A 23,851-nucleotide genomic window follows, 5' to 3' on the forward strand; every position below is an offset into this window, starting at 1 on the left:
TAGACTGAATATTATGATAATTTTTCATAGGCTGGATTTGTTAAGAAATCCGCGAATTCATCCTGCAGAATTAATTCTTCAAAAAGGTCGGCCGCTTCTGTAAATTTACCGGAATTAAACACTTCTTTGCCAAATTGATTCCTGATTTTTTCCATTTCTTCTTTTTGAATCGATTGGAATAATTCAACCGTTACTTTTCTGCCATCTTCCAAAATCCCTTTTGGATGGCGAATCCATTGCCATACTTGCGCCCGTGAGATTTCAGCTGTCGCAGCATCCTCCATCAAATTATTAATAGGCGCTGCCCCTCTTCCGCTCAGCCAGGATGCGATATATTGAATGCCTACATTGATATTTGTCCGAAGACCCTCTTCGGTAATGGTGCCCTCTGGCACTTCCAGAAGCTGCTCCGCCCTTACATCGACATCCTCTCGCTTGCGGTAAATCTGATTTGGTTTTTGAACAAGAAGGTCAAATACTTCTTTGGCTGTGCTGACCATTCCGGGATGGGCCACCCATGTTCCATCATGGCCGTCTCTTGCTTCCCGCTCCTTATCCGCCCGAACCTTTGCAAATGCTTCATCATTCTTGGCTGCATTATTTTTTACCGGTATTTGGGCCGCCATTCCGCCGATTGCCGGTGCGTTCCGCCGATGGCAGGTTTTGATGGCAAGCAATGAATACGCTCTCATGTTTGGGACTGTCATTGTAACCTGTGAACGGTCAGGCAAGATTACATCTTCATGATTGCGGAATTTCTTTAGGAAGCTGAAGATATAGTCCCATCTTCCGCAGTTAAGGCCTGCTGAATGTTCCTTAAGCTCATATAAGATTTCATCCATTTCAAAGGCTGCCAGAATCGTTTCAATTAGTACCGTGGCTTTGATAGTTCCCTGCGGAATTCCTAAATCATCCTGTGCATAAACAAACACATCATTCCAAAGCTTTGCTTCCAAGTGGCTTTCCATCTTCGGAAGGTAGAAATAAGGGCCGCTTCCCTTTTCAATCAAAGTTTTCGCATTATGGAAGAAATACAGTCCAAAATCGAACAGGCTTGCCGAAATCGTCTGGCCGTCGAGCAGCACATGTTTTTCCTCCAGATGCCAGCCGCGCGGTCTGACTTTCAATACTGCTGTTTTTTCATTTAATTTATATGTTTTCCCATTAGGGTTTTCAAATGATATTGTTCCCCGGATTGCATCACGCAGATTGATTTGTCCTTCTACACAATTTGTCCACCTTGGGGAATTGGCATCTTCAAAATCCGCCATGAAGAGGCATGCACCAGAATTCAGCGCATTTATGATCATTTTGCGGTCGACCGGGCCTGTGATTTCTACTCTTCGGTCTTGAAGATCTGCCGGCAGAGGGCCGATGGTCCAAGCTCCCTCTCTGATATGTTTGGTTTCCTCAAGAAAATCGGGCTTCTTGCCATTATTGATTTCCTCTTGAATTTCCTTTCGTCTTTCTAAAAGTCCTTTGCGTCTTTCACCGAAGTTCCTTTCCAGCTTTTCGATAAATTGGAGAGCTTCGGGACTAAGTATTTCTTCAAAACCCGGCTGCATTTCCCCGCTTACTTCTAATCCTTTTGCTTCTGTAATCATGTTGCTGCTTCACATCCCTTCAGGCTTTTTATCATGTTATAATACAGTTGTTTCATTTCCTGTTTGTATTATATAACACACTGTTAAAGTTTGTCACTATTTTTTTCTGAATTTTTCCATATTTTTTGAAAGCATTTAAAAAAGAAGGCTAAAGAACCCTGATATATCAAGGTTTTTCATTGTTATATAAAAGATATTTTTTAAAAAAATGTTATAATACAGATTGCGATATGGACTTTGAAAGAGTCTTTTCCTGTTGGCTGCTGGTCTTCCATTCCTCTCTTTGTCATGTTTACACGAAACTTTTAAATCGGTACGACAAAAAAAGGCCCGAGACAAACCGGACCTTTACAAATGGCGGATATTAGCAAGATTCTCAGAAGATGCAGAGTTGGTGCGGTCATATACAGTATTCTTCGTCTCCATCAAGGAGGAATATCATGCAAATAAAAAGGTTCTCCGTCAAATGTTGGGGTGGCGACTCTGATCGCCATTCCTAACCAATATGTATCCCAATTCCTTTAAACTGATGAGTTAATAATATTTTGGCCCGAAAACGGCTGAAATTCCTGAATCCATATGCATTGCGTTTAAGGACCTTCGTTGAATTGTTTATTCCTTCTAAAAAACCATTCGAATAGCCATAGACAAAGCTGTTTAAGATCTCTGTCTGCCAATTTTGGAGCGTGGCAATGGCTTTTGCCATTTCAGGAATGCCAGAATCCTGCACCAGTCGATAAAAGTCTCTCAGTCCCGTTTTGACCTTCCCTACATCTTCCGATCCTGATTCCTTCGCCTGAACAAACCAGCCACGATAGGTTTCCTTTAATTCGTACGCTTTTTTAAGCTCTTCCGACATATCCAAATAACGATTCAAATGCCATCTGTCTTCTTCTGTTAGGCGGTCGGAGGCCTTGTGAAAGACATGCTTCATACGTTTGCACTTCTTGCGGTCATACGGATGAAACTCTTTCTGTACCCTTCTCCGGACACCGTCCAGCGCCCAATAGATATACCGGCAGAAATGAAAGCGATCGGCCACAATCACAGGGCGGCCTAAGGCACTTTGAACCGCCGATTTAAAAGAATGGCTCATGTCCATGATCACCACCTGAACCTGGTCCCCATACTTTTGAAGATAGTGTTTAATCGTATTCTTATAGCGATTAGGCAGGATATCTAAGGGCTTTTTGGTGATTCCATCGGCAATGATGAGCTGGTATTTTCCTTCTCGTGTATCTCCTTTATACTCATCAATGGCAATCACAGAAGGCAGCTTTTCCACAGAACGTATTTCACTCCGAGCCAAACGGTCAAACCGGCGGACAATAGTAGAAGACGAAGAACCGTAGGTTTCCCCCGTTTCTTTAAAGGTCTTTCCTTTAATCGCCCGTATGCCCACGGCCTGATTCCATTCAATAGATGTACGCTGGTAACGCTGTACGAACGGATTTTGTTCCGAAAAACGCTTCCCGCATGCACAGACATACCGTCTGCGTTTGTAGAATAAATCCGTCTTCCTCTCAAACCACTTTAAGTGCTTAACCTTTTGGATCCGGTAGTCGTGAACACGGGAGGTGGGAGCTCCGCAGTCAGGGCACTGCTGGAGGCTGCGTTCCATCTCCACATATACCCTCATCGTTTCCTCCACCTGCTCTACTTTTAAAATGGTAACCCCTTCTAAACCGGGAATATTCATGGTAAAATTCATATGCACGCAACTCCATTCTCTACTTGTTTCTAGGCAACTCAAGTATAAAAGAATTGGATGTTTGCGTGCATTTTTTATGCAAACAAATTGTATGGATACCCCAACAAATAGTATAGAGCCAATAAAAATGACTGCAGACCGCCCCGGAGAGCTGGTCTGCAGTCTATAAGCTTTAAAAAATCTATTTATGATTAATAACTGTAATTTTCCCTTTATTGATACGGTTCATAATCCTCCGTATAATGACAGGCTTCAGCATCGCACGTGTCGGCGGCAGCAGCAGGATCAACCCTAAAATATCAGAAACAAATCCCGGCAGCAGCAAGAAGGCTCCGCCTATAAGTATACAAATCCCATCAAGGATTTCATTCCCCGGAACTCCTCCATAGCGAATTTGCTCTCTTGCTTTCTGAAGCGTGCTCAATCCCTGCTTTCTTGCAAGGAAAGCTCCAGCGGCTGCCGTGATCAAAATAAGAAGCAAGGTAGGCCCAACGCCGATAAGTGATCCGCTCCACAGCAGGACGGAGATTTCAAGCGCAGGGACGGCAATGATTAAAAAAAGAAGATATTTCATATTCATTCCTCCAGTACAGATTAAGAAATCTGTACCTCTATTATACTATAAAGGGAACAGGCTTCCTAAAAAACTATACAGTTACTTATAAGACATGGGCATGTCCATCATAAATAATCCCGCGATTGGCATCGACCGTAACCTTCTGGCCATCCTTGAACACCTTGGTTGCATTTTCTGCACCTACAATAACAGGAATGCCAAGTGTCACTCCGACAACAGCTGCATGGCTTGTCAGACCGCCCTCCTCTGTGATCAGCGCGGAGCATTTTTCAATAGCCGGCATCATGTCTTTGTCAGAACCGATTGTGACAAGCACAGAACCCTCTTTCATTTTCTCCAGGGCTTCCTTTGCTGTCCTTGCTATAACAACTTCACCTTTAGCGGTTTTGCGGCCAACTCCCTGAGCCTTCAAAAGAACATCCCCCATCATATGAATTTTCATAATATTGGTTGTTCCAGTTTCTCCGACAGGTACACCCGCTGTTATCACGACCAGGTCTCCATGCTGTACTAATCCTGAGTGCAGAGAAGTATCAATAGCTGTCTGCAGCATTTCATCTGTTGTTGCTGCCGTTCTTCCTGTTAGAGGATAAACTCCCCAGACAAGAGAAAGCTTTCGGCACACTTTCTCACTTGACGCGACAGCAATGATCGGCGCTTTTGGACGGTACTTAGAAATCATCCGTGCAGTATGGCCGCTCTCTGTAGGAGTGATAATTGCACCTACATCCAGATTATATGCCGTATGGGCAACTGATTGTCCGATTGCATCTGTTACATTATACTTATTCAATTTGCTTCGCTTAGACAGAATGTCGCGGTAATTCAAGGCTGTCTCTGCCTTTGAAGCAATATCATGCATGGTTTGGACAGCTTCTGTCGGATAGGAGCCGGCTGCTGTCTCCCCTGATAGCATAATAGCATCCGTTCCATCGAAAATAGCGTTGGCTACGTCACTGGCCTCTGCTCGCGTCGGGCGCGGATTTCTCTGCATGGAATCCAGCATCTGGGTTGCTGTAATAACCGGCTTCCCAAGAATATTGCACTTTTTGATCAGTTCCTTCTGAACAAGCGGAACATCTTCGGCCGGTATTTCCACACCAAGGTCTCCCCTTGCTACCATTAAACCGTCAGCCACTTCAAGGATTTCATCGATATTATCGATTCCTTCCTGGTTTTCAATCTTAGGGATAATCTGAATATGCTCTCCGTCATTCGTTTGAAGCAATTCCCGAATTTCAAGGACATCAGCAGGCCGGCGAACGAATGAGGCCGCAATGAAATCGACATGCTGGGAAATCCCAAACAGAATATCCTTTTCATCTTTTTCAGTAATCCCGGGAAGCTTAACGGATACTCCCGGTACATTGACGCCCTTTTTATTCTTCAAGACTCCGTTATTTAATACTTTGGCCTTAATCTCTTTGGCATCTCGATCAATCCCTGTAACTTCCAGACCAATCAGTCCATCATCCAATAAAATTTTAGAGCCGGCTTCCACATCATGCAGCAGCCCTTCATACGTAATAGAAAACTTCTCAGGCGTCCCCAGAACTTCTGTCATAGATATAATGATATCTGAACCGGCTGTAAGAGTAATCGATCCATTTTCCATATTATTGGTCCGGATTTCAGGTCCCTTTGTATCCAAGAGAATCGCAACACGCTTTTCAGCTTGTTTTTCCGCTTCGCGAATATTACGGATTCTGGCTTCATGTTCTGCATGATCCCCGTGTGAAAAGTTTAACCGGGCGACATTCATGCCAGCTTCCATTAATTCTACCAATTTTTCTACACTTTCACTGGCCGGCCCGATTGTACATACAATTTTTGTTTTTCGCAAGATGTTCTTCCTCCTCTATATTTTTATTTAAATGGACAGTTCTTCAGAAAGGTCATACATTTTTTTATCGATTGTATGCGGCCTTCCCAGAGCTTCGATAATGTCGTAATCTACAAGGCTGTTCTGCTCAATTCCGACTGCTCTTCCGCCCTTTCCTTCCATCAGCAATTCTACGGCAAGAGAACCGAGCCTGCTGGCAAGAACGCGGTCTTTGGCAGAAGGTGAACCGCCCCGCTGAACATGTCCCAGAACCGTTACACGTGTTTCTATCCCCATTTTTTCGTCGATGTTCTTTGCAATTTCCACACCGCTGCCTACACCTTCAGCAACAACGATAATGCTGTGCTTCTTGCCCCGCTCATGGCCGCGGACAAGCTTGGCAATTAAATCATCCATATGGAACTGATATTCCGGACATAGGATGGTTTCCGCTCCGCCTGCAAGACCTGCCCATAAAGCAATATCTCCGGCATCCCGGCCCATAACCTCCACAACATAAGTCCTTTCGTGTGAAGTGGCTGTGTCCCTGATTTTGTCAATGGCATCAATGACTGTATTTAAAGCCGTATCAAAGCCGATTGTGAATTCCGTTCCAGGGATATCATTATCAATCGTTCCAGGCACGCCGATGCATGGGTATCCTCTTTCAGTAAGCGCTTTTGCTCCCCGATAGGAACCGTCGCCCCCAATGATGACAATTCCTTCAATTCCATGCTTATTCAACTGCTCAATTGCCTTCAGCTGTCCTTCTTCCGTTCTGAATTCAGGACAGCGTGCGGTATGCAGGATGGTCCCGCCCCGATGGATAATATCACCAACAGAACCTACTTCTAATTTTTTTATATTACCCGCAATCAGTCCTTGATATCCATGATAAATGCCATAAACTTCAATATCATGGTAAATCGCTTTTCTCACAACGGCACGAACGGCCGCATTCATTCCTGGAGAATCTCCTCCGCTGGTTAAAACGCCTATTCTTTTCATTATTTTCACCCCTTCAATTCTTTACATATTCTCCCAATAATAACCCTTTTTATTAACCCATTTTTTAAAATTTTTCAACTCATCATTATACTAGATTCTTTTTGCAGAGTTGTTTTACCCTTAGTCTGAGCAAAATATCTCGTACTGCGGGGTGACTGATCCTCCTCGCTGCGCGGGCTTTCGCAGATTTCTTTTTGTTCGTCTAGCGGCTGTTTCAGCACTTTGACACGCAACATTTTAGAATACAGCCTTTAGATAAGTTAAGCCTACATGAAAATCAATATAAAATGAAGTAATAATTACTGACTTTCGAGTCATTTAATTTTATATGAAAGTAACAGTTCAGTAAAGTGTATCATAATAAGCGGAACCTGAAAAAAACGCGCAGTTTCAAGCTGCGCGCGCATTCATTAATAGTGTTATAAAACTGTTTCACTTATGATTTGACATCTGTTTTTTCCATGAAAGCATACTCGCCAATCTGTTTGAATTTGAGATACCGCTGATTGACCAGTTCCTTGCCATCCATAGAAAGCAGCTCGCCAAGCGCTTTTAAAAGAACAGTCCTGATTGCTTCAGCCTGTTCAGCCATATCCCGGTGAGCTCCGCCTTTTACTTCAGGAATGATTTCATCAATGACTCCAAGACGGTTCAAATCCGGTGCAGTGATTTGCATCGACTCTGCAGCTTTCTTTGCCTGAGAAGCATCCTTCCACAAAATCGCTGCCGCACCTTCAGGGGAAATGACAGAGTATGTAGAATTCTCCAGCATATAAATTCTGTCGCCGACTCCAAGTCCCAGTGCACCGCCGCTGCCGCCTTCACCGATGACAATGCAGATGACAGGGACCGTCAATCCGGCCATTTCGAATAAATTCCTTGCGATTGCTTCACTTTGACCGCGTTCTTCTGCAGCTTTGCCGGGAAAAGCTCCTTTCGTATCGATAAAACAAATAATCGGCCGCCCAAATTTTTCGGCCTGCTTCATTAGGCGAAGTGCTTTACGGTACCCTTCTGGATGGGGCATGCCAAAATTCCGGCGGATATTTTCCTTCGTATCCTTTCCTCGCTGATGCCCTATGACTGTTACTGGAGTTCCTTCAAACTCTGCAATACCGCCTACAATAGCCTCATCATCTCCGTAGTTTCGGTCTCCGTGAAGTTCCAGAAAGTCCTGAAAGATGACTGAAATATAATCAAGTGTAGTCGGTCTGCCTGGATGGCGGGCAATTTGCACCCTGTCCCAAGGCTTCATATTTTCATAAATTTCATTTTCTAATTTACTGAGCCGCTGTTCCAGCGTCTGAATTTCTTCTGTCAGGTCTACATCCGCATTCTGCGTCAGTACCTTCAATTCATCTATCTTTGTTCTAAGCTCAATGACAGGTCGTTCAAATTCCAATTCGCCAATCACTGCCGTTCACCACCCGGTGTATGGATTTTGAGTATGGTCGTTAATTTTTCTTTCATTTCCGTACGGGCAATGACCGCATCCAATTGACCATGCTTCAATAAAAATTCCGCTGTCTGAAAATCTTCCGGAAGCTCCTCACGTATCGTCTGTTCAATGATCCGCCGGCCCGCAAAGCCTATGAGCGCTCCTGGTTCTGCAATATTGATGTCTCCCAGCGAAGCAAAGCTTGCTGAAACTCCCCCGGTAGTCGGATGGGTCATCACCGAAATGATCAGACCGCCCCGGTCGCTGAACATCTTGAGCGCAGCGCTTGTTTTAGCCATTTGCATAAGGCTCAGCACACCCTCTTGCATCCTGGCGCCGCCGGAAGCAGTAAAGATGATGAAGGGGATATTCATTTCTGCAGCCCGTTCAATAGCACGGGTAATCTTTTCGCCTACTACAGAGCCCATGCTGCCCATTCTGAAGTTTGAATCCATAATGGCCACTGATACCTGATAGCCATTTACTTTTCCGACGCCGGTTACAACGGCTTCATTTATCTTCGCTTTCGCTCTGTCTTTATCCAGCTTTTCGATATAGTTCGGAAAATCCAAAGGATTGACTGAAATCATATCTTGATCATATTCCGTCAGTTTGCCGTCATCAAATAAGCTGTTAATCCGTTCATGCGAAGACATGACAAGATGGTAGCCGCAATGCAGGCAAACTTTGAGGTTTTTATTTAATTCTTTTGTGTACATGATCTTTTTGCAGCCGGGACATTTTGTCATGATTCCTTCGGGTACATCTTCCTTTTCCCGATCCAAAGGAACGGTTGCATATTTCTTCTTAGACTTTGCAAATAAATCTTTAAGCAAGGTGAATCCTCCCTTTACCGCTAATTCTTCTACTTTGTAAGCCTGCTTGTCTACATGTTAGCAGGTACAAACTTTGAATTGTGTAAAACTCTGTCATTCCTGCTTCGACATATTTCTAATATGCATCAAATAGGTGCCGATGACTTTTCCCTCATCACGAACCAAGATACATTGGAGCAGTTGTAAGTAATTCTCTTTCTGTGTATGCCCGGCATTTCCTTTGACTGCCTTTGAATAACTGTTAACAATACGCCAGATTCGCTCAAGCAAACGGTTGCGATTCACTATCGCTATTTTCATAAAAAATTCATCATCCGTAAACTCGGCTGTCTCCGCCCATTTAATCAGCCCGTTCAGCTCATCTTCTGAAGCGGAAGATACCAATATTCTCAAACAATCAATTTCTAACAGCCGTTTTGTTTCTGAAAGATCCTGTTTCACCTTTTCATTTTGTAAAAAAAAAGTTCCCAGTAGCTCCACCAATCGATGCTCCTGGAAATCCTTGATAAAGGTTCCTTCACCGCGTCTGGTTTCAATCAGGCCCAAAAGCTCTAAGGCACGCAAAGCTTCTCGAACAGAGGAACGCCCGACCTGCATCCGATCGGACAGTTCTCTTTCTGATGGTATCTTATCTCCTGAGACCAATCCGTCTTCCTCTATCATTCTCCGAAGATTCTCTACCACATCGAGATATATTTTTGATGATTGCTGGCGATCATTCAAATATCTATCCCTCACTCTTTCCAATTACGGCAAGTTTTAGCTGTTTTTGCCTTGATTTCTTCTGGATCCGCCATCTCAAAAGGACGGCTTTTATCGTTTTTGCCATTTCTTCAGCACCCCAGCGGCGGAAACACGTTGAAACAATTTAACTGACTTCTTGCCAAGAACGCTGCGTTCCCTGCTCTGTCATCTTAGCCAGCTGGTTTTTAATGTATTCATCTCTTAGTCGGGCGTCCTTCAAAATGGCGCCCTTGCTTATTGTTCTTAGTGGTCTGACCACACAGGTCATAAACACAATATTAACATATCTGAAAAAGTTGTAAACCTTTAATCGTTTTTAAACACTACATTTCCGTCCCCCAGCACCTTTTGCAGTTCGGCCGCCAATTCTTCTCCAGGTATCACCCAATCCCAGAATGAAAGCTGGACATAACGGTTTTCACGCTCGTAAAACAACAGCACTTTCGTGTCCCCTTTATGCTTAGATAATATCTTTTTTATTTTTTGTAAAAGACCGTTCGTTTGTTTCTCTGGTTTAATTCGCAAATAGAGGGTCCCGGCTCCTGATTCTTTCAGCCGTTTCAGCTGGTCCGCTGTATAGATTTCCTGAACGATGAGCTGTACCTTGTCATCCTTTTCTTCCAGGCTCCCCTGAAGCATAAGAATTTCTCCGTTTTTTAGATACTCTGCAAAGCGTTTATACACTTGAGGGAAAACCACTCCCTCCAATTCCCCGTCTTCATCGCTCATACTAATAAAGGCCATCGGTTCGCCCTTTTTCGTCCGTATCGTTTTGACACCTGTTATATAGACACCGATCAATGCCTTTAATTCTTTCTTCGCCATTGCTTCATCGATAGTCAAACAGCCAAAATAGCTAAATAAGGCCCGGTAACTGTTGACAGGATGTGCGGATAAATAAAGTCCAAGGACATTTTTTTCAAAAAGCAGCTGATCCTCCGGGCGGATTGGTTCAACCCGATGATATTTCGGCTTAATCGAAAAACTCTCATCTTCCAGTAAATCAAATAAATCATCATCCGGACTGACAAGCTCAGCATGTTCCAAAGCAATGTCAAGGCTGGCAAGAAGCGTTGCCCGGTCTTCGCCAAATTCATCAAAGGCACCGGCGTGCACAAGGGCCTCCAAAATTTTTCGATTGACAATTTTTCCGGATACACGCAGGCAGAAATCAAACAGGTCGGAAAATTTCTTTTCCCGCCTTGCCCTGAATATTTCCTTCAGTACTGTTCCGCCAATTCCTTTGATGGATGCAAGGCTGTACCGGATCCCTTCTTTTTCTGCCTCGAATGGAAAACCGCTCATGTTAATAGAAGGGGGAAGCACGTGAATTCCGCTTCTTTTGGCTTCTCTTACATATTGCGCCACCTTGACGTCATTGCCGATGACAGACGTCAGAAGGGCTGCCATGAAACACTCACGATAATGCGCCTTCAGATAAGCCAGCTGGTAAGCAATGAAACTGTATGCCACTGCATGACTGCGGTTGAAGCCATAATTGGCAAACCGAACAATCAGGTCATAAATAGCGGAAGCTGTCTTCTCGGAATGGCCATTCTTTTGCGCTCCTTGGATGAAATGATTTCTTTCTTCATCCAGCACTTCTTTCTTTTTCTTGGAAACAGCCCTTCTCAGGAGATCTGCTTCTCCAAGAGAAAATCCTGCCAGCCTGGAGGCAATCTGCATAATCTGTTCCTGATACACTATGACCCCATAGGTCGGTTCAAGAATATCCTTTAATGCAGGATGATAATATTCTATTTCTGCGAGGCCATGCTTGCGTTCAATAAACGACGGTATATTTTCCATCGGGCCCGGACGATATAAGGCATTCACGGCAACAATGTCTTCAAACCGGTTAGGCTTCAGTTTAATGAGCACCTTTCGAATTCCTTCTGATTCGAATTGAAAGACCCCTGTAGTATCTCCTTTTCCAAGCAGCCTTAGGGTTTCTTGATCGTCCATCGGAATATCGGCAGTTACAATCCGCCTGCCCGTTCTTTTTCTGATATTTTGTAAAATCATTTCAAGCAGGGACAAATTGCGAAGCCCCAGAAAGTCCATCTTCAGCAAGCCAATCTCTTCAAGCAAATCCATTGGATATTGCGTTAAATGGAGTCCCTCATGCCCTTCCTGGATTGGAATAAGATCGGTTAAAGGGGAATCACTGATGACGACACCCGCTGCATGGGTTGATGTATGCCTGGGCAGTCCTTCCAATTTAAGGGCAATTTCGAATAAATTTCGGTGCTGTTCACTTTCCTGAACAAACCGCTGCAGTCTTTCTGATTCCTTGTAAGCCTGCATAAGGGTCATCCCCATCCTGCCCGGAATCATCTTCGAAACCATTTCCTGCTCCTTCGGACTGAGCCCGAAAACCCTTCCGGTATCCCTAAGAGCTCCTTTAGCTGCCATCGTTCCAAACGTGATAATCTGGGCTACATGGAGACTCCCATATTTTTGAGAAACATAGGCAATGACTTCTTCTCTCCGGTTATCCGGAAAGTCAATATCGATATCAGGCATAGAGACCCTTTCTGGATTCAAAAACCGTTCAAAAAGCAGGTCATGCTCAATTGGATCTACATCTGTGATTCTTAAAACATAAGCAACCAGGGAACCAGCTGCCGATCCCCGTCCCGGCCCTGTCATGATGCCGTTTTCCCGGGCATATTTCATGAAATCCCAGACAATCAGGAAATAATCGCTGAACTTCATTTTCCTGATTACATCCAATTCATATTCCAGCCTGTCCATGTATATCTTTGGAACGTCATTCCTTCTCTGTCTCAGCCCTTTCAGGCATTCTTCTTTCAGCAAACCATCCGCACTCTGGCCGTTCTCCACCGGATATTTGGGCAGGAGTCTTCGATGGAAGGGGATATTCAGATTGCAATCAGCGGCAATTACCTGCGTATTTTTTACAGCTTCAGGCTTGTCCTGAAACATCCCGGCCATCTCCTCTGGAGACTTTAAATAATATTGACCAGAAGGAAGCCTCATCCTTGCTTCATCCGACAGTTTTTCACCGTTCCCTACAGCAAGGAGCACCTCCTGAGCCAGTGCATCTTGTTTATGTAAATAATAAACCGGGTTGGTGGCCACAAGGCCGATTTCCAGCTCACGTCCCAGGCTCTCTGTTCGGGAGATGCTTTCTTCTTCACCGGCAGCACCTAGACGCTGGATGGAGAAATAAAAATTCCCGGAGAAAATTTCCTGGAAAAAGCGGGACTCTGCTGCGGCTGTATCTGTCTCACCGTCTGCTAAAAGACGTTCGATTTTCCCCTCTGCCCCCGGAGAAATGGCCGTAATCCCTTTTGCATATGCCTTCAGCCACTTTCTTGGAAGTCCATGTTTAGATTTTGTCTGGATGGCACTGCTGATTTTAAGCAAGTTGTGATAGCCTTCTTCATTTTGTGCCAAGAGAATCAGCGGGTAAGCATCTTCCTCTTCATCCAATACATCTGCAATCATTCCGATAATGGGCTTGATTCCTTGTTTTTTGCATAATTTATAAAAATAGAGAGAACCGTACATCACATTCCGATCGCACAAAGCAAGGCTTGTAAAACCGTCTGCTTTGGCTTTTTTAATCAGTTCATCTAATTTGACTGTACTTGTAAGCAGGCTGTACCCGCTTTGAACATGGAGATGAGTGAACAAAACTTTTCTCCCTCCTTTGTAATAGTTCCGTTCATTCCATTATAGAGGTTCTTCCAGCAAAAGAAAATATGTTCCCCTTTCGGCCGCCCTCTCATCTTCCATTCATATAAGCACGCCTGTCCCCATATAGTAAAAAGACAGGAAATTATAAAAGGATGATGATCAATGAATGAAGCGTTTGTACCGGCGTTCATTAACAGTTTCTTCATTTCACTCGGCGTACTGATTGGAGGTTCCCTGATAGGAGGCATGGCTGCCTTTTTCACAGGACAGGCCCCCATGACGACAATTTTCCGCCTCTCTGACAGTCTCAGGATATGGGCCATTGTTGCCGCAATCGGGGGAACGTTTGACATGGTATACAGTTTTGAAAACGGCCTTTTTCACGGACAGACGAAAGACATCGTCAAACAGGTCCTCCTCATTCTCTCGGCATTAGGGGGAGCCCAGACCGGTGCCTTGATCATTAATTGGTTCACACAGGAATCCCTTGGCTCATGAGAATTCCTCCCTATCATAGGAATCCTGGCTGGCAGCGTTTTTTTGCCGGGGCTGCCATAGGGGCTTTCATCAGCTGGTTCCTGTTTTTCTATATGTATGGTGTACAGCAGGAGAAACAAATTCAGGAGATTCATAGACAAAGTGATGTGATCCAGGAATTACAGGATAAAAACGCTATTTGGGAAGAAGATTATAAAAAACTAAATGAAAAAAATGAGAAAATCCTTACCATTCAAGGGATTACTGTAAAAATCAACAATGGAGATACGTACGGCCTTGACCGTCTGAGCGTGACAGAGGCCGAAGAATTAATCAGAGAGGACTTGACTCCGCTTTTGGCAAAGGATATTGAAACTGTCTATAACGGCAGGGTGCTGCTAAAAAACTCCATTGAAAATAATATTGTGGAAATCAACAAAAAGCGATACAGCCTGAAGGTGATAGAAGTCATTTTTTATACAGAATTATATATTGAGGTCGAATTACGGCGGCTCTAAAAGCCCCGTATGCTTCGTTAACCAGCGGATTTCGTTTGAAGGCTTGCATCCTCCTGCTATGACAAAAGGGATCGAGAAATTCTCCCGATCCCTTTACCGCCAGCTGCTTACGATAAGTTTTCCATATCTTCTAAAATCCGATCTGCGTCTTCCCAGTTGTAGATAGATGCTCCCGCCGCAAGCGGATGACCGCCTCCATTGTATTTACGGGCAATCGTATTGATCACTGGACCTTTAGAGCGGAAACGGACTCTTATTTCGGACTCTTCTTCAATAAAGAATACCCACCTGTCCACATTTTTGATGGAGCCAAGTGTTCCTACTAATTGGGAAGCCTCTGAAGCAGTCGCTTGGAACTGCTCCAAAATTTGCTTGGTAATAATCATTTTTGCCGTTCCCTTTGGAAGAACCTCAAAATGCTGCAGAACATAACCATTCAATCTGACAATTTTTTCATCAACATCATACATAGCCCTAAATAATTCCGGTCTTGAAAATGGATACTGAATTAATTCACTCACATAAGAAAAAGTTTTCTCTGTTGTGCTCTGGAATAAAAATCTCCCTGTGTCCCCAACAATGCCTGCAAATAAAAGCCGTGCCGCTTCTTCTTGTAAGACAAGCCCTTCTTCACGGAAAGACAGATAAAAGTCATAAATCATTTCACTTGTCGAGCTAGCTGATGTATCCACCCACAATACATCTCCATAGGGATCCATATTCGGATGATGATCAATTTTAATCAATTTTTCTCCTGACTTATAACGGGTGTCAGAGATTCTTGGAGTATTTGCTGTATCACAGACAATGACCAGCGCGCCTTCATACTGTTCATCTTCCACCTTATCCATCCGTCTCATATAATGAAGAGAGGAATCCTCTTCTCCTACCGTATAAATTTGTTTAGTGGGAAAGGACGCTTTTAAAATCTCCGCAAGGCCGCCTTGAGATCCGTAAGCATCCGGATCCGGTCTGACATGGCGGTGAATAATAATTGTGTCATATTTTTTAATTTCATCCATAATTTCACGTTTCATCTTTTTCTCCTCATGCATAAGAATTTGCGCCTCTCTTTTTTCTCTCCCCATCATAAAAAGGAGATGTTTCTCCTAAGCTGTATTATAAAACGATCGTTTCTGATAAATCTTGTTTCGCTTCAGACGGATCATGCAAAACCTGCCTTCATTTATTATAAGCAAACAAACCCATTAATAGAAAGTATTGGTTATTACAGGTAGCATTCCAGAAGCGGAACCGGTACAATGTAGGCAGGAACAATTCCTTTATGGGAGGAGCGCTGTTCATGCCTGTTATTGTTACCTTGATCATCATTTCATTTTCGCTTTATGTATTTTTCAAAGTTAAATCATTCCGCACACATCTGCCCATGGAAAAGAAGTGGATAGCCGGCAAGTCCTCTATAGCCCTTGGCGCTTTTGTCTTATTATTCGGCATTAACCAGCTTTTCCTTTTCCATCAAACTATGACTTATATCATTGCGGCTGTCTTTATAGCAGTTGGCTTGCTCAGTATCTATGGCGGATATAAAATGTACAGGTTTTATCTGCCATATGCAATTGAAGAGGCAGAAAAGACCGCCGGCCAAAAAGGATAGCCGCCCTAAAGCGATTATCCTTTTTCTTTGTCCGGAACTGCCTAGGAACGGTCAAGCAGCTGACAGGTCAGCAATGCCTTGCCAACAAGCTTGCCCTGATTGAATACCTCGACATCCACTTTTCCGAACTTCCGGCCGACATCCAGCACTCTGGGCTGGATCTCAAGCAGGCTGTCGATCTGAATCGGCTTTATGAAGTAAATCGTCATATTTTCGACTACCAAATCACCGCGCTTGTATGTCCGCAGCACCCGATTGGCTGAATCCGTCACCAAAGTCGTAAAGACGCCTGCTGAAATGGTTCCAAGATAATTGGTCATTTGCGGGGTGACCTCATAGCTGTATACTTCTTCTCCCTTGCCGCGCTGATCGGTCATAACAAGCTGGCTGGTGATCGTATCATCTATTGTTTCCCCCACCTGAGGCTGCCTTTGGCTCATCTGCAGCGCTTTTAAAACATCCTGCCTGCTGACGATCCCTTGCAGAATATGACTGTCATTCACAACCGGTATCAGCTCGATGCCCTCCCAGACCATCATGTGGGCTGAGGAAGCAACGCTTGTCTTATCGCCAACTGTCATCGGATTTTTGGTCATGATTTTTTCAATAAAGCTCTCCTGGTCCTGGCCCATAATATCCTTTGATGTCACAATTCCCTGCACTTTCATATTGCTGTCGACAACAGGAAACCTGCCATGTCCGGTTTCCCGATTCAGTTCATGCCATTTCTCCACCTTGTCCCCGACAGTCAGAAAGGATGTCTCCTGAACTGGAGTCAAGATGTCTTCCACTAAAAGAATTTCCTTTTTAATCAATTGGTCGTATATGGCCCGATTAATCATAGTGGCTACAGTAAACGTATCGTAGCTGGTGGAAATCACAGGCATTTCCAGTTCATCAGCTAAACGTTTTACCTGCTCTTCCGTATCAAATCCTCCTGTAATCAAAACAGCCGCCCCGGCTTTCAGGGCATGTTCATGAGCCTGAGTCCGGTTGCCGACAATGAGCAGATTCCCTGCACCTGTATACCTCATCATGGCTTCCAGTTTCATAGCTCCGATTACGAATTTATTCAAGGTTTTATGCAGTCCAGATTTACCGCCCAGCACTTGTCCATCCACAATGTTGACTACCTCAGCAAAAGTGAGCTTTTCTATGTTCTCTTTTTTCTTTTTTTCAATACGGATTGTCCCAACCCGTTCGATTGAACTGACCAGTCCTTGGTTTTCCGCTTCCTTAATTGCCCGGTATGCCGTACCTTCGCTGACATTTAGCGCCTTGGCAATTTGACGGACGGAAATTTTCTCTCCGACCGGCAGTTCATCGATGTGCTTTAAAATTTGTTCATGCTTAGTAGCCAAGCTCTTCACCCTTTTCACGGTATTCCTATATAGCTATTATAAGGTGAAAGAACGTTGATTATCAAACAACTAATGAAAAGAGCGGACTCTTTTCCTTTTCGGCCTTTGTTTGGGCATTGGTTTAGCAGGTGCAAAAAGGAGGCCTGATAAATTTCCAGCGACAGCCAAAAAAGCAAAGGCCAGCCAGCAGGCCGCAAAGGCTCCTTCTGCTCCTCCTGCCTCCAAATCTAAGTATGGCATGGCTAAGAACAGCATGACCATACAGAGCAAAAAACATAAGAACAGACGCTGCTTCACAAGTACACACCTCCTATTATTTATTTTATTTATATGCGTCCCAGCAGGCAAAAAGAATAGAGTTCCGTCTGCTGACCGGATTCCTGCTGAAAACAGAAAAATCACGGGCTCGTATGCAAAAAAAAAGCAGACCAGCACTCTTTAAGAGCGGGTCTGCTGTCTAAAGACAGATTTTATATTTCAACGGACTGGCCCGGTTCAAGAACCAGCCCATTTTTCTCTTCCAACAGGTCAACAAACGACTGCGGATCCTGCTTAATAACAGGGAACGTATTAAAATGGATCGGTACAACTTGCTTTGGCTTCAAGAACTTGGCTGCCAGCGCTGCATCCTCAGGTCCCATCGTAAAATTGTCCCCAATTGGCAGAAAGGCAAGATCAATCGGATGCCGTTCACCGATCAGCTTCATATCTGAATATACAGCTGTATCCCCAGCATGATAGACAGTTTTTCCTTCTGCTGTGAACAGGATTCCTGCCGGCATGCCTAAATAAATAATTTGACCATCCCTTGTTGTGAAGCCTGTCCCATGAAACGCCGGGGTCAGTTTAACGGTTCCGAAGTCAAATTCATACTTTCCGCCGATGCTCATTCCATGCGTACGCAAGCCTTGAGCACCTAAATATGTAGCAAGCTCTGCAATTCCAATGACAAGGGCATCGTTCTTTTTGGCCAATTGAACGGTATCCCCGATATGGTCATTATGTCCATGCGTCAAAATAATGACATCCGCTTTTACATCATCCACCTTCAAATCGGTCAATTCATTCCCTGTGATGAATGGATCAAATAGGATCGTTTTTCCGCCGGTTTCTATTTTGACAATCGAATGTCCATGGTATGATACTTTCATTTTCATCAGTCTCCCTTCTCTAGATCACATGATAATATTCTTTTTCCACAACGGCAACTCCTCCTCTTTTTCCCTTTTTCGAACATTTACAATCCTATTTTTAATTGATAAGGTGTATGTATTCAAAAAAATTGGGGGCATTACATATGAACGAAAAAATAAATCAAATCCAACAATGGCTGCAGCAGCAGGATACAGATGCGGCTGTCATCACAGCTCCGGACAATGTCTTTTATTGCAGCGGCTTCCTCAGCGATCCGCATGAGCGCTTGCTGCTCATGATGATCTTCCAAGACGCTGAGCCGCTTTTAGTATGTCCGCAAATGGAAACATCAGACGCAAAGAGAGCAGGATGGTCAGGTGAAATCATTGGGTATACCGACATTGAAAATCCCTGGGGGAAAATTAAACAGGCGGTTTCATCCAGGAATCTGACACTCAAAAAAATCGCTGTCGAAAAAGAACATATGAATGTAGAGCGATTTGAACAGGTTCAGGCCATCTTCTCTAATCCGCTGCTCATTTCAGCAGAAGAAAAACTCAGAGAACTGCGCATGATCAAGACGGAAAGCGAAATGACAAAAATCAGAGAAGCCTGCCGTCTTGCCGATTTTGCCATTGAAACCGGGGTCAGCGAAATTTCAGAAGGCAAAACAGAAATGGAAATCCTGGCAGCCATCGAGTATGAAATGAAAAAAGCCGGAGTCAGCCAAATGTCGTTTTCCACGATGGTACTGACCGGCAAAAACGGGGCATCCCCTCACGGAAACCCAGGCCAGACCAAAGTACAGCGCGGCGACCTTGTATTATTTGATTTAGGCGTTGTTTTCGAAGGATACTGTTCTGATATCACCCGTACCGTTGCTTTTGGTGACATTTCTGATCAACAAGCTGAAATTTATGAAACAGTAAGATTGGCTCAGGAAGCAGCTTTGGCTGCAAGCATTCCGGGGGCACTCTGCTCCGAAGTTGATTTGGCAGCGCGCAGCCTGATCCGTTCGAAAGGATATGGGGACTTTTTCCCTCATCGCCTCGGTCATGGTCTTGGCATCAGTGTTCATGAATATCCATCGCTTACTGAGACAAGCCAGCTGTCCCTGAAACCGGGAATGGTCTTCACAATCGAACCAGGCATCTATGTACCGGACATTGCCGGTGTACGGATTGAGGATGATGTTTATGTAACAGCAGATGGACACGAAACCTTGACTAAATATCCTAAATCTCTGCAAATTATCCGATAAAGTTCCAATGACTGGGTCACGAGCAGCATGAGAGAGGCCTCACGCTTAACCTGTTCCTTCAAAAAGCTTCTCCAGAATGAAACTAAGCCAGTATAAGCAAGCAAAATATCAAATTTCTCATAGAGAAATTTGATATTTTTTTGCCCTTGCCTGTTTTTTATTCACCTAATTTCTAAATTCGGAAAATTGCCCCAATTACACTTTCTTTTTTTGGGTATAATCAACATATAAGGGAGGGATTGATATGAACCAGCTACACTATCGAAACATACTCGTTGCTTTCGACGGTTCTGAAGAAGCAGAATGGGCAGTCAAAAAGGGAATCGCCATTGCAACCCAAACAGAGGCTACACTCGTACTTGCCCATGTGATTGATGCCAGAAACTTTCCGACGGTCGAATCCTATGACCTTACCCTGAGAGAAAGAGCGGAACGAGAAGCGAATGACCTCATGGGAAAATACGAACTGGAAGCAGAAAAAGCCGGAGTTCACAATGTGGTAACGGCCATCGAGGTCGGCTCTCCCAAAACAAAGATTCCGCGTGATTTAGCAAAAGAGTACCATATTGATTTAATTGTCTGCGGAGCAACCGGACTGAATGCTGTAGAACGATTCCTAATTGGAAGTGTCTCTGAAGGCATTGTCCGCCATTCCCATTGTGATGTGCTCGTAGTACGGACTCAGGATGAATAATCATTAGAAAAAGGCCCTTTCCCGCTGCTTACAGGAAAGGGCCTTTTTCTGATTTTAGATTAAAATCTTGGATGCTTTTTCTAAAGCGCTTCTTACTTGTTCAAATCCGGTTCCGCCGGCGCTGTTCCTTCTTTTCACAGCCTGGTACGGATTCAGCGCCTCATAAATGTCCTCTTCAAACAGGCTGCTTGCCTGCTTAAACTGGTTTAATGGCAGATCCGCCAAATAGCAGCCTTTTTGGACACAGAACAGTACAAGTTTTCCGACGACTTCATGTGCCTCTCTGAATGGCATGCCCTTTGATGCTAAATAGTCTGCAAGTTCAGTAGCATTGGAGAAATCATTTTTCGTTGCTTTCTCCATCACTTCTTTTTTAACTTTTAATGTAGAAATCATCCCAGTGAAAATTTTCAAAGATCCCAACACGGTCTTCACTGTATCGAAGACGCCTTCTTTATCTTCCTGCATATCCTTGTTATAAGCCAGCGGAAGCCCTTTTAGCACCGTTAACAGGCCAGTCAGATTTCCATAGACCCTGCCCGTCTTGCCGCGGATCAATTCAGCCATATCCGGATTTTTCTTTTGCGGCATAATACTGCTTCCTGTCGAGAAAGCATCATCAAGTTCAATGAATTGGAACTCCTGGCTTGACCACAGAATGATTTCTTCACTGAATCGGGACAGATGCATCATCATCGTTGCGCTGTTGCTTAAAAATTCCAAGGCGAAATCCCTGTCACTGACGGCATCCAGGCTGTTTTCATAAATCCCCTCGAAGCCAAGAAGCTCTGCACTGTAGTGACGGTCAATCGGAAAGGTCGTCCCGGCAAGAGCACCTGCACCCAATGGAGAAATATTGATCCGTTTCAGGCTCTCTTGAAAACGCTGCTTGTCTCTTTCCAGCATCCAGAAATAGGCCATCAGATGATGGGCAAAAGAAATAGGCTGGGCCCGCTGCAAATGCGTATAGCCAGGAATTAAGGTTTCCACATTTTCCTCTGCTTTTTGAACGATTGCTTTTTGCAGGCCGGAAATTAATGTAATAACTTCTTTCGCCTGCGTACGCATATATAGGTGGAGATCTGTAGCCACCTGATCATTTCGGCTTCTTCCTGTATGAAGTTTGCCCCCGACCGGGCCAATTTCAGCAATCAGCATGCTTTCAAGGTTGAGATGGATATCCTCCATCTCAACTTTAAAAGACAGCTCATCATGTTCCGCTCTTTTCTGGAGAGTTTTTAAACCATCTGTAATTTGGCCAGCCTCTTCCTGAGTCAGGATCCCGGTCTTCTGAAGCATCGCCACATGGGCCAAGCTTCCCTGAATATCTTCCAAGACCAGTTCCTGATCAAATGAAATGGAGGCACCAAATTCATCTACCCATTCTTCGGCAGATTTGGTGAATCTTCCTCCCCAGAGTTTTCCGCTCACACTGTCACCTTCTTGTCGTTGACAATACTGCTCACTTTCGTAGGCAGTCCCCAAAGCTTGATAAATCCAACGGCTGCATCATGGTCAAATTCATCGTCTTTGGTATATGTCGCCAGTTTTTCATCGTAAAGTGAGTATTCAGATTTACGTCCTTCGACAATGGCATGGCCTTTGAAAAGCTTCACACGGACAGTTCCCGTTACATTCGTCTGAGTTTCCTTCAAGAAAGCAGCCAGCGCTTTTTGAAGCGGAGAAAACCAGAGTCCTTCATAAATCAGTTCTGTTATTTTCTTTTCAATCAGCGGTTTAAAATGGGCGACTTCTTTTACTAATGTGATATCTTCCAATTCCTTATGCGCTTTGATCAATGTCATTGCTCCGGGCGCTTCATACACTTCACGGGATTTAATGCCGACAAGACGGTTTTCAACATGGTCAATACGGCCGACTCCGTGTCTACCGGCAATTTCATTTAATTCAAGAATTAAGTCAGCTAATTTAAGCTTCTTGCCATTCAAAGCTACCGGAACTCCTTGCTCAAAATCGATTTGAATGGTATCCGGAGTATTCGGTGTTTCCTCCAAAGCTGCCGTTAAATCATATGCTTCTTCGGGAGGAGCTGCCCACGGATCTTCCAGGATTCCGCATTCATTGCTTCTTCCCCAAAGGTTTTGGTCAATGGAGTATGGGCTGCCCAAGCCGATTGGAACCGGGATGCCATTCTTTGCAGCATATTCAATTTCTTCTTCACGAGACCATTGCCAGTCACGGACAGGTGCGACAACTTCCAATTTAGGGTCAAGTGCCTGAATCGAAACCTCAAAGCGCACCTGATCGTTCCCTTTTCCTGTACAGCCATGTGCTACTGCCACGGCTCCTTCTTCATGGGCAACTTCGACAAGCTTCTTAGCGATCAATGGACGTGAAAGCGCTGAAATCAAAGGATATTTCCCTTCATATAGCGTGTGTGCCTGAAGGGCAGCCAATGCAAATTCATCTGCAAACTCATCCTTTGCATCAATCACATAAGAACTGATTGCTCCGACATTGATGGCCTTTTCTTTAATAAAATCCAGATCTTTTCCTTCTCCTACATCCAGGCAGCACGCCACTACATCATACCCTTTTTCTTGAAGCCATTTAATTGCTACGGAAGTATCAAGACCTCCGGAATATGCTAAAACTATCTTTTTATTTGCCATTCGTATCGTCCCCTTCGCTTGAATAAAAATTCATATTAAGTTATTTTTATTCATTATCTGATTAGAACTTTATCAGCTTTTACTCATTATTGCAAGCCATTTTTCTATGAAAATGGAATTATTGTGATAATTTCTATAAATAGATTCACAGAGCTGAATATAGTAGACTGGATGAGTGGAGAGTAACCGCATAGTACGGACCGAATCCTTAGAGTTCCGACGCTTCCGGTCCCTGCTCTTATTCTATGCAGGAGTCCAAAATCAGACTGTCGTTTACAAGCCTATACATTTTTTTGCGGAGGGATATTGATGGATCGCTTTTTTACATTCGACGCCAGGCTGGGCATACAGATCCCTTCAAACAACCTGGATTGGGATGCCTGCACCTCTAAAACACAGCAGCGCATCCTGCTTCATTGGGAAAGCATTCGCGGATACATTCCTGACCGTATCAAAGAGATTGAAGGAATCATTAATCACAAACAAGACGCTTTAAATGAGGAAAGCGACTTTGAGAAATCATGTCAGCTTAACAGCGATATCTCTGAACTCGCTTCAGCTATTAATGATTTGTGGATTTGGTACCGAACCAGCCAGAATATGAATGAAAAAGTGCATAATTAACGGATGTAAGCCTTTTTTATGCAGAAAAGAGACTAAGACAAAAAAACATCCAACTTCTCATAGAGAAAATTGGATGTTTTTGCTTATACTGCACTTTTAGTTCTAAACCCTTTACAGGGGCCCTTCCC

At 44.1% G+C, this 23,851-nt stretch carries 21 protein-coding genes; 6 read left to right on the top strand and 15 right to left on the bottom strand.

The genetic code is table 11. The features are described from left to right. Nucleotides 1–11 precede the first annotated feature (11 nt). The 9 genes from aceB to dnaE all read right to left on the bottom strand — a co-directional run bounded on the left by aceB (nucleotide 12) and on the right by dnaE (nucleotide 13,403). Entirely contained in the window at nucleotides 12–1,604 is a 1,593-nt protein-coding gene (gene aceB / locus BQ4305_RS07410) for a malate synthase A (RefSeq protein ID WP_110927199.1), read from the bottom strand. Nucleotides 1,605–2,100: 496 nt separating this feature from the next. Next, nucleotides 2,101–3,321 carry an ISL3 family transposase gene (locus BQ4305_RS07415; protein WP_199880607.1) on the bottom strand — a complete coding sequence of 407 codons (1,221 nt, stop codon included), beginning with the start codon at nucleotides 3,319–3,321 and terminating at the stop codon, nucleotides 2,101–2,103. A 175-nt stretch (nucleotides 3,322–3,496) separates the two neighbouring features. Beyond that, nucleotides 3,497–3,889, bottom strand: coding sequence for an FxsA family protein (locus BQ4305_RS07420; RefSeq protein ID WP_110927201.1), 393 nt, complete (start codon nucleotides 3,887–3,889; stop codon nucleotides 3,497–3,499). An 85-nt stretch (nucleotides 3,890–3,974) separates the two neighbouring features. Next, nucleotides 3,975–5,735, bottom strand: coding sequence for a pyruvate kinase (gene pyk / locus BQ4305_RS07425; protein ID WP_110927202.1), 1,761 nt, complete (start codon nucleotides 5,733–5,735; stop codon nucleotides 3,975–3,977). A 27-nt stretch (nucleotides 5,736–5,762) separates the two neighbouring features. After that, entirely contained in the window at nucleotides 5,763–6,722 is a 960-nt protein-coding gene (gene pfkA, locus BQ4305_RS07430) for a 6-phosphofructokinase (RefSeq protein ID WP_110927203.1), read from the bottom strand. Between the two features lie 436 nt (nucleotides 6,723–7,158). Further along, nucleotides 7,159–8,136: an acetyl-CoA carboxylase carboxyl transferase subunit alpha gene (gene accA, locus BQ4305_RS07435; protein WP_110927204.1), complete on the bottom strand. Its 978-nt coding sequence runs from the start codon at nucleotides 8,134–8,136 to the stop codon at nucleotides 7,159–7,161. Then, entirely contained in the window at nucleotides 8,133–8,996 is an 864-nt protein-coding gene (accD, locus tag BQ4305_RS07440) for an acetyl-CoA carboxylase, carboxyltransferase subunit beta (protein WP_110927205.1), read from the bottom strand. The genes accA and accD overlap by 4 nt, the downstream gene beginning before the upstream one ends. Nucleotides 8,997–9,089: 93 nt before the next feature. Continuing rightward, nucleotides 9,090–9,719 (bottom strand): FadR/GntR family transcriptional regulator, encoded by a 630-nt coding sequence (locus BQ4305_RS07445; protein WP_110927206.1) that lies wholly within the window; start codon nucleotides 9,717–9,719, stop codon nucleotides 9,090–9,092. Between the two features lie 327 nt (nucleotides 9,720–10,046). Continuing rightward, a complete protein-coding gene (dnaE, locus tag BQ4305_RS07450; RefSeq protein ID WP_110927207.1) occupies nucleotides 10,047–13,403 on the bottom strand; it encodes a DNA polymerase III subunit alpha in 3,357 nt (1,118 codons plus the stop codon). Nucleotides 13,404–13,568: 165 nt separating this feature from the next. Between dnaE and BQ4305_RS07455 the strand changes: the two genes are divergently transcribed. Together BQ4305_RS07455 and ytrI are read left to right on the top strand one after the other, a co-directional pair. Continuing rightward, the gene (locus BQ4305_RS07455) at nucleotides 13,569–13,904 is read left to right on the top strand and encodes a sporulation membrane protein YtrH (protein WP_110927208.1); all 336 of its coding nucleotides are present in this window, start codon (nucleotides 13,569–13,571) and stop codon (nucleotides 13,902–13,904) included. Next, nucleotides 13,901–14,401 (top strand): sporulation membrane protein YtrI, encoded by a 501-nt coding sequence (gene ytrI / locus BQ4305_RS07460; protein WP_110927209.1) that lies wholly within the window; start codon nucleotides 13,901–13,903, stop codon nucleotides 14,399–14,401. Before BQ4305_RS07455 ends, ytrI begins: the two co-directional genes overlap by 4 nt. A gap of 107 nt (nucleotides 14,402–14,508) precedes the next feature. Here the strand turns inward: ytrI and BQ4305_RS07465 are convergent, their stop codons facing one another. Then, complete coding sequence (locus BQ4305_RS07465; RefSeq protein WP_110927367.1) at nucleotides 14,509–15,438, bottom strand: DHH family phosphoesterase; 930 nt, start codon at nucleotides 15,436–15,438, stop codon at nucleotides 14,509–14,511. A 266-nt stretch (nucleotides 15,439–15,704) separates the two neighbouring features. Between BQ4305_RS07465 and BQ4305_RS07470 the strand changes: the two genes are divergently transcribed. Further along, on the top strand, nucleotides 15,705–16,016 hold the full coding sequence (locus BQ4305_RS07470; RefSeq protein ID WP_110927210.1) for a YtpI family protein: 312 nt from the start codon (nucleotides 15,705–15,707) through the stop codon (nucleotides 16,014–16,016). A gap of 41 nt (nucleotides 16,017–16,057) precedes the next feature. Here BQ4305_RS07470 and BQ4305_RS07475 read toward each other — a convergent pair whose 3' ends face one another. The 3 genes from BQ4305_RS07475 to BQ4305_RS07485 form a co-directional block, all read right to left on the bottom strand. After that, the gene (locus BQ4305_RS07475; protein WP_110927211.1) at nucleotides 16,058–17,377 is read right to left on the bottom strand and encodes a DRTGG domain-containing protein; all 1,320 of its coding nucleotides are present in this window, start codon (nucleotides 17,375–17,377) and stop codon (nucleotides 16,058–16,060) included. A gap of 69 nt (nucleotides 17,378–17,446) precedes the next feature. Continuing rightward, on the bottom strand, nucleotides 17,447–17,674 hold the full coding sequence (locus tag BQ4305_RS07480) for a hypothetical protein (protein WP_234396897.1): 228 nt from the start codon (nucleotides 17,672–17,674) through the stop codon (nucleotides 17,447–17,449). Nucleotides 17,675–17,847: 173 nt separating this feature from the next. Further along, nucleotides 17,848–18,528, bottom strand: coding sequence for a metal-dependent hydrolase (locus BQ4305_RS07485; RefSeq protein WP_110927369.1), 681 nt, complete (start codon nucleotides 18,526–18,528; stop codon nucleotides 17,848–17,850). 146 nt (nucleotides 18,529–18,674) lie between these two features. On the opposite strand from BQ4305_RS07485, the gene BQ4305_RS07490 reads away from it, so the two are divergent. Further along, the gene (locus tag BQ4305_RS07490; RefSeq protein ID WP_110927212.1) at nucleotides 18,675–19,772 is read left to right on the top strand and encodes a M24 family metallopeptidase; all 1,098 of its coding nucleotides are present in this window, start codon (nucleotides 18,675–18,677) and stop codon (nucleotides 19,770–19,772) included. Nucleotides 19,773–20,016: 244 nt separating this feature from the next. Continuing rightward, complete coding sequence (locus BQ4305_RS07495) at nucleotides 20,017–20,466, top strand: universal stress protein (protein ID WP_110927213.1); 450 nt, start codon at nucleotides 20,017–20,019, stop codon at nucleotides 20,464–20,466. 54 nt (nucleotides 20,467–20,520) lie between these two features. Here the strand turns inward: BQ4305_RS07495 and argH are convergent, their stop codons facing one another. After that, entirely contained in the window at nucleotides 20,521–21,897 is a 1,377-nt protein-coding gene (gene argH, locus BQ4305_RS07500) for an argininosuccinate lyase (RefSeq protein ID WP_110927214.1), read from the bottom strand. Further along, the gene (locus BQ4305_RS07505; protein ID WP_110927215.1) at nucleotides 21,894–23,099 is read right to left on the bottom strand and encodes an argininosuccinate synthase; all 1,206 of its coding nucleotides are present in this window, start codon (nucleotides 23,097–23,099) and stop codon (nucleotides 21,894–21,896) included. The genes argH and BQ4305_RS07505 overlap by 4 nt, the downstream gene beginning before the upstream one ends. Before the next feature lie 309 nt (nucleotides 23,100–23,408). On the opposite strand from BQ4305_RS07505, the gene BQ4305_RS07510 reads away from it, so the two are divergent. Continuing rightward, nucleotides 23,409–23,723 carry a hypothetical protein gene (locus BQ4305_RS07510; RefSeq protein ID WP_110927216.1) on the top strand — a complete coding sequence of 105 codons (315 nt, stop codon included), beginning with the start codon at nucleotides 23,409–23,411 and terminating at the stop codon, nucleotides 23,721–23,723. Nucleotides 23,724–23,851 lie beyond the last annotated feature (128 nt).

It is taken from the genome of Bacillus massiliglaciei (assembly GCF_900098925.1).
Lineage (GTDB): Bacteria > Bacillota > Bacilli > Bacillales > DSM-1321 > Peribacillus > Peribacillus massiliglaciei.